Below are 9,297 nucleotides of genomic sequence, written 5' to 3' on the forward strand. Positions count from 1 at the left end.
ACGGCCAGCGCATGAACGTTAACGATTGGTGGGACAAGCTGCGCATACGCCTTGGCGGCGCGCCGACCGCAGCCGCCAGTCCGTCGGCCGACGCGCATGTCGCGCAGACCAGCGAAGCGCTGCGCGCCCTGCTCGACGACAAAAGCATCCCCGAGAGCGTACGCGGCGAGCTGACCGAGGACTTCGCCCAAGTCGAAGCCCTGCTCGACAAACTGGCGACCGGTGAATTGCATATCGCCGTGTTCGGCCGGGTCAGCGTCGGCAAATCCGCGCTCGGCAACGCTCTGCTTGGCCGCACCGCGTTCGCCACCGGCGTGCTGCACGGCACGACGCGCGCGCGCAACGCGCAACGCTGGCAGGAGGTCGCCGGTCAGGGTCTGCATCTGATCGACACGCCGGGCATCAACGAACTGTCCGGCGAGGAACGCGAGCGGCTCGCCTTCGACGTGGCCGCAATCAGCGATCTCGTCGTCTTCGTTGTCGACGGCGACATGACGCAAAGCGAGCTTGCCGCATTGTCTACTTTGGGCAAAACCCAGCGTCCGCTGCTGCTCGCCTTGAACAAGGCCGACCGCTACACCGCGGACGAACGCGAGCGTTTGCTCGTGCGATTGCGCGAACACACCGCCGGACTCGTGCGCGCGGAAGACGTGGTCGCCTGCGCCGCGCTGCCGGCCGATCGGCTAGTCGTGCAGGTCGACGCGAACGGCAACGAAACGCAAACCCGCGCGCCGCAGCCTGCGGACGTGCGTGCGCTCGATGCGTGCGTGCGTGCGATCGCCGAACGCGAAGGCAAGACGCTCGCGGCACTCAACGCCGGCCTGTTCGCCGGCGATCTTTCCGATCGCGTCGCCGTGCGCGTCGCCGCGGCGCGGCGCGATCTCGCGCAGCGCGTGATCCGCAACTATTGTCTGGCCAAGGGTGTGGCGGTCGCGCTCAATCCGATTCCGGTCGCCGATCTGCTTGCCGCCGCTTCGCTCGACGTCGCCCTCGTGCTGCATTTGGGAAAAGTATACGGACAGCCACTGACGCGCGCCGAGGCCGGCACCCTGATCGCGACGATCTGCGCCCAGCTCGCCGCGTTGATGGGCGCGATCTGGGGTGTGCATCTGGTATCGAGCGCGCTCAAGGGCGTCAGTGCGGGCCTGTCGACCTTCGTCACCGCCGGCGCGCAGGGTGCGCTGGCCTGGTACGCGACCGAACTCGTCGGCCGCGCGGCGGAGCGCTATCTGCTGCAGGGCAAATCCTGGGGCGAAGGCGGCGCCAAGCGCGCCGTCGCCGATATCGTCGCCAGCCTCGACCGCGATTCGATCCTGCGCGAAGCGCGCAGCGCGATCATGGCGCGGCTGCGCGGCAAAACCTCCGCGAACAGCTGAACCCGCTGTGCGATCGGCGCGCGCAGGATCCGCGCAAGTCGCGTTTGCTCTTCGCATTCGATCGTCGTATCTTCGCCGTGACACTCAACCTGAAGGAGGCGTCCATGAAATTCCTTAAAGTCTTTTCGATCTCACTCACCGGCAGCATCGCGATACTCGGATTTTGCACCTCGGCTCAGGCTGGCGGTCTCGGCGACCTTGCCGGTGGCGGCGGGATGGGTTCGCTCGCTTCCGGCAGCGCCGGCAATGCGGCGGGTGTGATCGAGTTCTGCGTCAAGAACAACTATCTCAGCGGCGGAGCGGCCGGGGCGATGAAGGACAAGTTGATGGGCAAGGCCGGCGGTGGCGAGGACGATCCCGGCTATGCCGACGGCGCCAAAGGCATCTTGAAGAGCAAAGACGGCAAGAGTACCGACCTCAACAGCTTGGGTGGCGGCATGGGCGGCATGGGCGATATGAAGGCGAAGGTGACGAAGAAAGCCTGCGGCGCGGTGCTCGACCACGCCAAGTCCCTGCTGTAGCGGGCCGTCCGCCCTGAGCGGCGGCGTGCGTTTCGAGGCTGCAAGCGAAGGCCGCGGATTCCCGCGGCCTTTGCGTTTGCCTCATCGCAAGCTCAAGAATCCCGTGACTTTCTGCGCATCGAATGGCCAGTCCAGTTCGCGTTCGTCGCCATCGTCGCGCAATACTGGCACGCGTTCGCCGTAGCGCGCCTCCAGCGCCTCATCACCGTCGATGAAAACGCTGTCGAAGTCCGGCGCATGCGCCCGCGCGAGCACGTCGAGTGCAAGATCGCAGAGGTGGCAGTTGTCGCGCTGGAAGAGAATCAGGGGCATTGACGGTTAAGGGTTACGGACACAGGATACGATTTGTGTACCAGATTCGATGACTTCGCGGGGTACCATTCGGCGTGCTGCGCTGCGCTCGCACCTCTCCCCTCGTGGGAGAGGTCGACGCGCGAAGCGCAGCGGGAGAGGGGCTGGCGCAGCAGGCGCCTGCTGCGCAGGCGCCACCCTCTCCCCAACCCCTCCCCCATCAAGGGGGAGGGGCTAAAGCGCGACCGAATTTCAGAGCCCGAGATCGGCGCGGAGTAGGATACTCGGAAGGATTTGGAGTTGTTATGGCCGTCAGCGTCTTCGATCTGTTCAAAATCGGCATCGGGCCGTCGTCATCGCACACGGTAGGGCCGATGCGCGCCGCAGCGCGCTTCGCCACGCGCTGGCTCGATGAAGCCAGCGTGCTCGCGCGGGTTGCGCGTGTGCGCGGCGAATTGTTCGGCTCGCTCGCGCACACCGGGCGCGGACACGGCACCGACAAGGCGGTGTTGTGCGGCTTCGAGGGCGAGTGGCCGGACAAGATCGATCCGGACACGATTCCGGCCAGGCTCAAACGCATCCGCGCCGATAAGAAATTGAACCTGCTCGGCAAGCACGAAATCGCGTTCGACGAAAAAACCGATCTGGTGTTCAACAAGCGGCAGAAGCTGCCATACCACTCCAACGGCATGCGCTTCACTGCATTCGATGCGGGCGGCGAGGTGCTGGCGACGCGCGACTACTATTCGGTCGGCGGCGGCTTCGTGGTCAATCACGACGAGGCGGCCGAGGACAAGATCGTGCCCGATACGACGCCGCTGCCATACCCGTTCCATAGCGGCGACGAATTGCTCGCGCTGTGCGCCGCGGCCGGCAAGACCATCGCCGAAGTCATGCTCGAAAACGAAAAAGTCTGGCGCAGGGAAGCCGAGATCCGCACGGGTCTGCTGACGATCTGGCAGGCGATGCAGGATTGCCTGGCGCGCGGTGTCCGCGAAACCGGCGTGCTGCCCGGCGGCCTCAAGGTGCAGCGCCGCGCGCCGAGCATGAGCTCGGAACTGCGCAACCGGCCCGAACAGTCACTGCGCGATCCGCTGACGATACTGGATTGGGTCAATCTCTACGCGCTCGCGGTCAACGAGGAAAATGCGGCTGGCGGGCGCGTCGTCACCGCGCCAACCAATGGAGCAGCCGGCATCATGCCGGCGGTCATGCACTACTACGACCGCTTCGTGCCGGGCGCGAACGAAAAAGGCATTCTCGATTTCATGCTGACCGCCGGTGCGATCGGAATTCTCTACAAGGAGAACGCCTCGATTTCGGGTGCCGAAGTCGGCTGCCAGGGCGAAGTCGGCGTGGCCTGCTCGATGGCGGCGGGCGGACTCACCGCGGCGCTCGGCGGCAGCATCTACCAGATCGAGAACGCGGCCGAGATCGGCATGGAACACAACCTGGGCCTGACCTGCGACCCGATCGGCGGCCTTGTGCAGATTCCGTGCATCGAGCGCAATGCGATGGGCTCGGTCAAGGCGATCAACGCGCAGCGCATGGCGATGCGCGGCGACGGCAAGCATCGCGTGTCGCTCGACAAGGTGATCAAGACGATGCGCGATACCGGCCGCGACATGCAGGACAAGTACAAGGAAACTTCGCGCGGCGGCCTCGCGGTGAACGTGATCGAGTGCTGAGCGATGCGTCGCCGCCGTCTGGCGCAAGTGTAGCCACTAGGCTACACTGATCCGTGTGGAGATCAAACGCACTCCCGAGTTCAGAGTGTGGATCGATGGCCTGCGCGATACGGCTGGGCGCGCTCGCGTGCAGGCGAGGATCGAACGGCTTGCGAACGGCAATCCCGGCGATCACCGCAATCTTCAAGATGGCGTGTCCGAGTTGCGCGTGGATGCCGGACCGGGTTATCGGGTGTACTACATGCGGCGCGGCAACGAACTGATCCTGTTGCTGGTCGGCGGCGACAAATCTTCGCAGCAGGCCGATATACGCAAAGCGCGCGGCATCGCGCGCAACCTGAAAGGTGATTTCCCATGAGCAAGAAGAAAGTCGTCCTCGAAGACTACGATGTCGCCGAGCACCTGCGCACACCCAAGGAAATGGCCGCGTATCTGGATGCCTGCATCGAGGAAAGCGATGGCGATGGCGATGCCGCCTTCATCGCCAAGGCACTGGGCGACATCGCGCGCGCGCAAGGCATGAGCAAGGTGGCTCGGAATGCCGGTGTGTCGCGTGAAAGCCTGTACAAGGCCCTGTCGGGGGAGCGCAGCCCCGACTTCGCCACCATCCTGCGCGTCACCCGTGCGCTGGGCGTGAAGCTGCACGCGGTGGCGGCGTAACCATTCTTCATTCCGGCTTTGGATTCCGCGCGGTTCGAACAGGTCTCGACGAAATTCCGTACGAGTTCGCTGCTTTGCCGGAATGTGATCGAGTGTCGACTCCCTTCCACGCGCAGTCGGGGAAGAGAAGTTGCGCGTTACGTAAAACTCGCCCCTCTCTGAACGAGCAGCGAAGTCCCCCTCAGATCTTCTTCCGCCGCCCTTCCGGTGTCGCCAACGTCTGGATGAGATCGCGCACCAGCTTGCGCTGCAACGACGGCAAACTCAGAAATTCCTCGATCGCAAGCCGATCTACGGCGCCAACTCCGGTTGGCCATGTCGCTCGCAATTCCCCCACTTCCTGCGCCACTTTGTTGCCGTACTGAAGCACGTAGGGCTCCAATCCCACCATTTTGGCCAATGCGCGCATATTGGCCTGCTTGGGCATGTGCTTGCCACCAAGCCAACCTGAAATCGCTTGAGGCGTGACCGGAACGCCACCATGGCGCGCAAGTAGCCTTTCCAGCTCTACCGGACTTGGTTCAATGCCTTCCTTTTTCATCGCTGCGGCGAGACGTTCCGCGAACGCCACCTGCTCGGTTTTCATGACCCGACCTTAGGATCGGACGCATCGTCATTTGAAAATTTTGCTTTCGTTCAAAGCAAAATTTTGCTTTCATTGACGACCGTTTCATGCACAACCGATCGCCATGGCCAAGTCGTTACTGGAGCAGCTGCCGAAAATCGTCAAGGAAAGGTGCAGACGAGATAAGCGCGACTCAAGGACACGTTTCGCGAAGCGCTCATCGTGAGTGCACTGCAAAACGTCCTCGACGCCTGCCGCGAGGCAGCCGTCTCAGAGCGCGAGAAAGGGACCTATTTCGAAGAGCTGATATGCGCCTACTTGCGCAACGAAGCGACCTATCGCGATCTGTATACCGACGTCTGGTCGTACGCCGACTGGGCCAGGTCGCAGGGACTCGATGCGCGCGACACCGGCATCGACCTCGTCGCCAAGACGCAAGGTACCGCCGAATTCCACGCGATCCAGTGCAAACAGTACGCCGAGGACCATCGCGTTCAGAAGAAGGACATCGACAGCTTCTTCACGGCCTCCGGCAAGAAGCCGTTCACGCACCGCATCATCGTCAGCACCACGAACAACTGGAGCGAGCACGCCGAGGATGCGCTACGCGACCAGCAGCCACCGGTCAGCAAGATCGATCTGCACGACCTTGAAAACAGCCAGATCGACTGGGCAACGTATCAGCCGAAATCAACGCCGCTACTCAAACCGCAAAAAAACCTGCTGCCGCATCAGCAATCCGCATTGACAGCGACCTTGGCAGGCCTGAAGCAGGCCGATCGCGGCAAGCTCATCATGGCTTGCGGCACCGGCAAGACTTTCGCCAGCCTCAAGATCGCCGAAGCACTGGCAGGCAAGGGCAAGCGCGTGCTGTTCCTCGTGCCGAGCCTCGCACTGCTCTCGCAGACGCTGACCGAGTGGACGCAGGAGAGCGCGACGCCGCTGCACAATTTCGCTGTCTGCTCGGACAGCGATGTCGGCAAGAAGCGCAAGGTCGACGACGACAGTGTGCAGACCTTCACGCACGAGCTGCGCTACCCGGCCACGACCGAGCCCGCTCGACTCGCCGCCGAAATGGCCAAGCGTCACGACGCCGAGCACATGAGCGCCGTCTACAGCACCTACCATTCGATCGACGTGATCAGCCGCGCACAGAAGGAGCATGGTCTCGCCGGCTTCGACCTGATCGTCTGCGACGAAGCGCACCGCACGACCGGCGCTACGTTCGACGGCGCCGACGAGAGCCACTTCGTCAAGGTGCACGACGGCGGCTTCATCCACGCGGCCAAGCGTCTGTACATGACTGCGACGCCGCGCATCTACGGCGACACGGCCAAAGCCAGCGCCGAACGCGACAACGTCGCGCTGTGTTCGATGGACGACGAGGCGCTGTTCGGCAAGCAACTTTTTCTGATCACGTTCTCAGAAGCGGTCAAGCGCGGCTTGCTCGTCGATTACAAGGTCATCGTGCTGTCGATCGAGGAGGCGCACGTCAGCCGCCGTATCCAGAGCCTGCTCAAGGACGAGAATAACCAGCTCAAGGTCGACGACGCGGCCAAAATCATCGGCTGCTGGAAGGCGCTGTCGAAACAGGGACTCGCGGAGAGCGTGGCCGACGACGATCACGCGATGAAGCGCGCGGTTGCGTTCTGCCAGGTGATCGAGGTGCAGAAAGGCGCGAAGACGCACAAGGTCAGCTCGAAGAACATCGCCAACATGTTCCAGGCCGTGGTCGAGGCCTATCAGCAAAACAGCGAAGACGAAGATACCGCCCCGAAGCTGATCTGCGAGGCGGAACACGTCGACGGCGGCATGAACGCGAGCGAGAAAGAGGTGAAGCTCGACTGGCTCAAGGCCGAGTCGCCAGACAACACCTGCCGGATCCTGAGCAACGTGCGCTGTCTGTCCGAGGGTGTCGATGTCCCCGCACTCGATGCAGTGCTGTTTCTGACGCCGCGTAACTCGCAGGTCGATGTCGTGCAATCGGTCGGCCGGGTCATGCGCACCGCGCCGGGCAAGCGGCTCGGCTACATTGTGCTGCCGGTCGTGATACCGGCTGGCGTCGAGCCGCACGAGGCGCTCAACGACAACAAGACCTACAAGGTCGTCTGGCAGGTGCTGCAGGCGCTGCGCTCGCACGACGATCGCTTCGACGCGATGGTCAACAAGCTCGACTTGATCGGCCATGACACCCGCAAGATGGAAATCGTCGCCGTCACCGACACGATTGCACGCAAGGCAACGGCGCTCAAGAAGACGGATCAAGCCCGCGCGCGAGCGAGAGGCGGACATTCCATCGGCGCCATCGCGGAAAACCCGGTGCTGTCCGAACAGATCGCACTCGAATTCGAGATCGGCGAGATCGAACGCGCGATCTACGCCAAGCTCGTGCAGAAGGTTGGCAATAGGCATCACTGGGAGGATTGGGCGAACGATATCGCGAAGATCGCGCAGACGCATGTCGCGCGCATCACGGCCATTCTCGACAACCCGGACAACGTACGCGAGATCAACGCATTCACCGAATTCGCCGCGGAGTTGCGCGACGACTTGAACGACAGCATCAGCGACGCTGACATCATCGAAATGCTGGCGCAGCACCTGATCACCAAGCCGGTGTTCGACGCGTTGTTCGAGAAATACAGCTTCACCCAGCACAACCCGATGTCGAAGGCGATGCAGAACGTGCTCGACGTGCTGCACGAACATCGCCTCGACAAGGAAGCCGACACACTGCAATCGTTCTATGACAGCGTGAAGCTGCGCGCCGAGGGCATCGAGAACGCAGCCGGTAAGCAGAAGATCATAGTCGAGCTGTACGACAAATTCTTCCGCAACGCGTTTCCGAAGATGGCCGAACGGCTCGGCATCGTCTACACACCGGTCGAGGTCGTCGATTTCATCATCCACAGCGTCAACCATATCCTCAAGACCGAGTTCGGCGAAACGCTGGGCAGCAATGCGGTACACATCCTCGATCCATTCGCTGGTACGGGAACGTTCATTACGCGTCTGATGCAGAGCGGCCTGATCAGCGCAGAACAGTTGAAACACAAGTACAAGCACGAAATCCATGCCAACGAGATCGTGTTGCTCGCCTATTACATCGCAGCGATCAATATCGAGGCGACCTATCACGATATCGTCGGAGGCGACTATGCGCCGTTCGAGGGCATCTGCCTGACCGACACGTTTCAGATGTACGAGAAGGACGATCTGGTCGATGCGCTGTTGGTCGACAACAGTGCGCGGCGCAGACTGCAGAAGCAGCTCGATATCCGAGTCATCGTCGGCAATCCACCGTATTCGGTCGGACAAGGCAGCCAGAACGACAACAACCAGAACATCGCATACCCGCAATTGGATCAGCGCATTACGGAAACCTATGCCGAACGCTCGAGGGCTGTGCTGTCGAAAGGGCTTTACGACAGCTATATCCGGGCAATCCGCTGGGCAAGCGATCGTATAGGCGATAACGGAGTGATTGGCTTCGTCACCAATGCAGGATTTCTCGATGCGAACACCGCCGACGGCCTACGCAAATGCCTTGCCGAGGAGTTCAGCAGCATTTATGTGTTCCACCTGAGAGGCAATGCACGTACAGCCGGGGAGCTACGTCGCAAAGAGAAAGACAACGTGTTCGGCGTTGGAAGCCGCGCACCTATCGCGATTTCGCTTCTAGTCAAGAATCCGCATGCAACCGGATACGGCATCTTTTTCCATGATATCGGCGACTACCTCAGCCGCGAAGACAAGCTCCAAAAGATGGCCACATTCGGTGGAATTGTTGGAATCAGCGGGGCAAATAATTGGCAGGTCATCACACCGGATGGGTACGGCGACTGGCTCAAGCAACGCGATGACAGCTTTAGCGACTTCATCGCATTAGGCGACAAGAAAGGCGGCCGTACCAAGCTGTTCGACAACTTCTCTCTCGGAATCGCCACCAACCGCGACGCGTGGTGCTACAACGCCTCGAAATCTGCAATCTGCGACAACATGATGCGCATGATCGATTTCTACAACAGAGAAGTCACCCGTTTCGACGCAGCACACATCGGACTGGACAGAAGGGCGCGCGAGAAAGAGTTGGACGGGTTCATCGAGACAGATGACACCAAGATAAGCTGGACGCGCGGGCTCAAGCACGAGTTGATCAAGAATCGTCAGTTCACGTTCGACTCTTCCTGTGTGAC

Annotated in this window: 8 protein-coding genes; 6 read left to right on the plus strand and 2 right to left on the minus strand. The window is 61.6% G+C overall.

Features of this window, described 5'->3' with window-relative positions; all coding sequences use genetic code 11:
• Positions 1–11 precede the first annotated feature (11 nt).
• Positions 12–1,376 (plus strand): DUF697 domain-containing protein, encoded by a 1,365-nt coding sequence (locus VIE67_RS08010; protein ID WP_332025013.1) that lies wholly within the window; start codon positions 12–14, stop codon positions 1,374–1,376.
• Between the two features lie 104 nt (positions 1,377–1,480).
• Positions 1,481–1,897 (plus strand): DUF2501 domain-containing protein, encoded by a 417-nt coding sequence (locus VIE67_RS08015; RefSeq protein ID WP_332025015.1) that lies wholly within the window; start codon positions 1,481–1,483, stop codon positions 1,895–1,897.
• 81 nt (positions 1,898–1,978) lie between these two features.
• Here the strand turns inward: VIE67_RS08015 and VIE67_RS08020 are convergent, their stop codons facing one another.
• On the minus strand, positions 1,979–2,209 hold the full coding sequence (locus tag VIE67_RS08020; RefSeq protein ID WP_332025017.1) for a glutaredoxin family protein: 231 nt from the start codon (positions 2,207–2,209) through the stop codon (positions 1,979–1,981).
• A gap of 284 nt (positions 2,210–2,493) precedes the next feature.
• Here VIE67_RS08020 and VIE67_RS08025 point away from each other — a divergent pair, with 284 nt between their 5' ends.
• The 3 genes from VIE67_RS08025 to VIE67_RS08035 are packed head-to-tail and all read left to right on the plus strand — an operon-like array spanning position 2,494 to position 4,536.
• Positions 2,494–3,876: an L-serine ammonia-lyase gene (locus VIE67_RS08025; RefSeq protein WP_332025019.1), complete on the plus strand. Its 1,383-nt coding sequence runs from the start codon at positions 2,494–2,496 to the stop codon at positions 3,874–3,876.
• 55 nt (positions 3,877–3,931) lie between these two features.
• Positions 3,932–4,234 carry a type II toxin-antitoxin system RelE/ParE family toxin gene (locus VIE67_RS08030; protein WP_332025021.1) on the plus strand — a complete coding sequence of 101 codons (303 nt, stop codon included), beginning with the start codon at positions 3,932–3,934 and terminating at the stop codon, positions 4,232–4,234.
• Positions 4,231–4,536: an addiction module antidote protein gene (locus VIE67_RS08035; protein WP_332025023.1), complete on the plus strand. Its 306-nt coding sequence runs from the start codon at positions 4,231–4,233 to the stop codon at positions 4,534–4,536. Before VIE67_RS08030 ends, VIE67_RS08035 begins: the two co-directional genes overlap by 4 nt.
• A gap of 181 nt (positions 4,537–4,717) precedes the next feature.
• Here the strand turns inward: VIE67_RS08035 and VIE67_RS08040 are convergent, their stop codons facing one another.
• Complete coding sequence (locus tag VIE67_RS08040) at positions 4,718–5,122, minus strand: hypothetical protein (RefSeq protein WP_332025025.1); 405 nt, start codon at positions 5,120–5,122, stop codon at positions 4,718–4,720.
• A 201-nt stretch (positions 5,123–5,323) separates the two neighbouring features.
• Here VIE67_RS08040 and VIE67_RS08045 point away from each other — a divergent pair.
• Positions 5,324–9,297: DEAD/DEAH box helicase (locus VIE67_RS08045; RefSeq protein WP_332025027.1), on the plus strand; the 3,974-nt coding region annotated here is incomplete at its 3' end.

The sequence above is a fragment of the Rudaea sp. genome, from assembly GCF_036560865.1.
Lineage (GTDB): Bacteria > Pseudomonadota > Gammaproteobacteria > Xanthomonadales > Rhodanobacteraceae > Rudaea.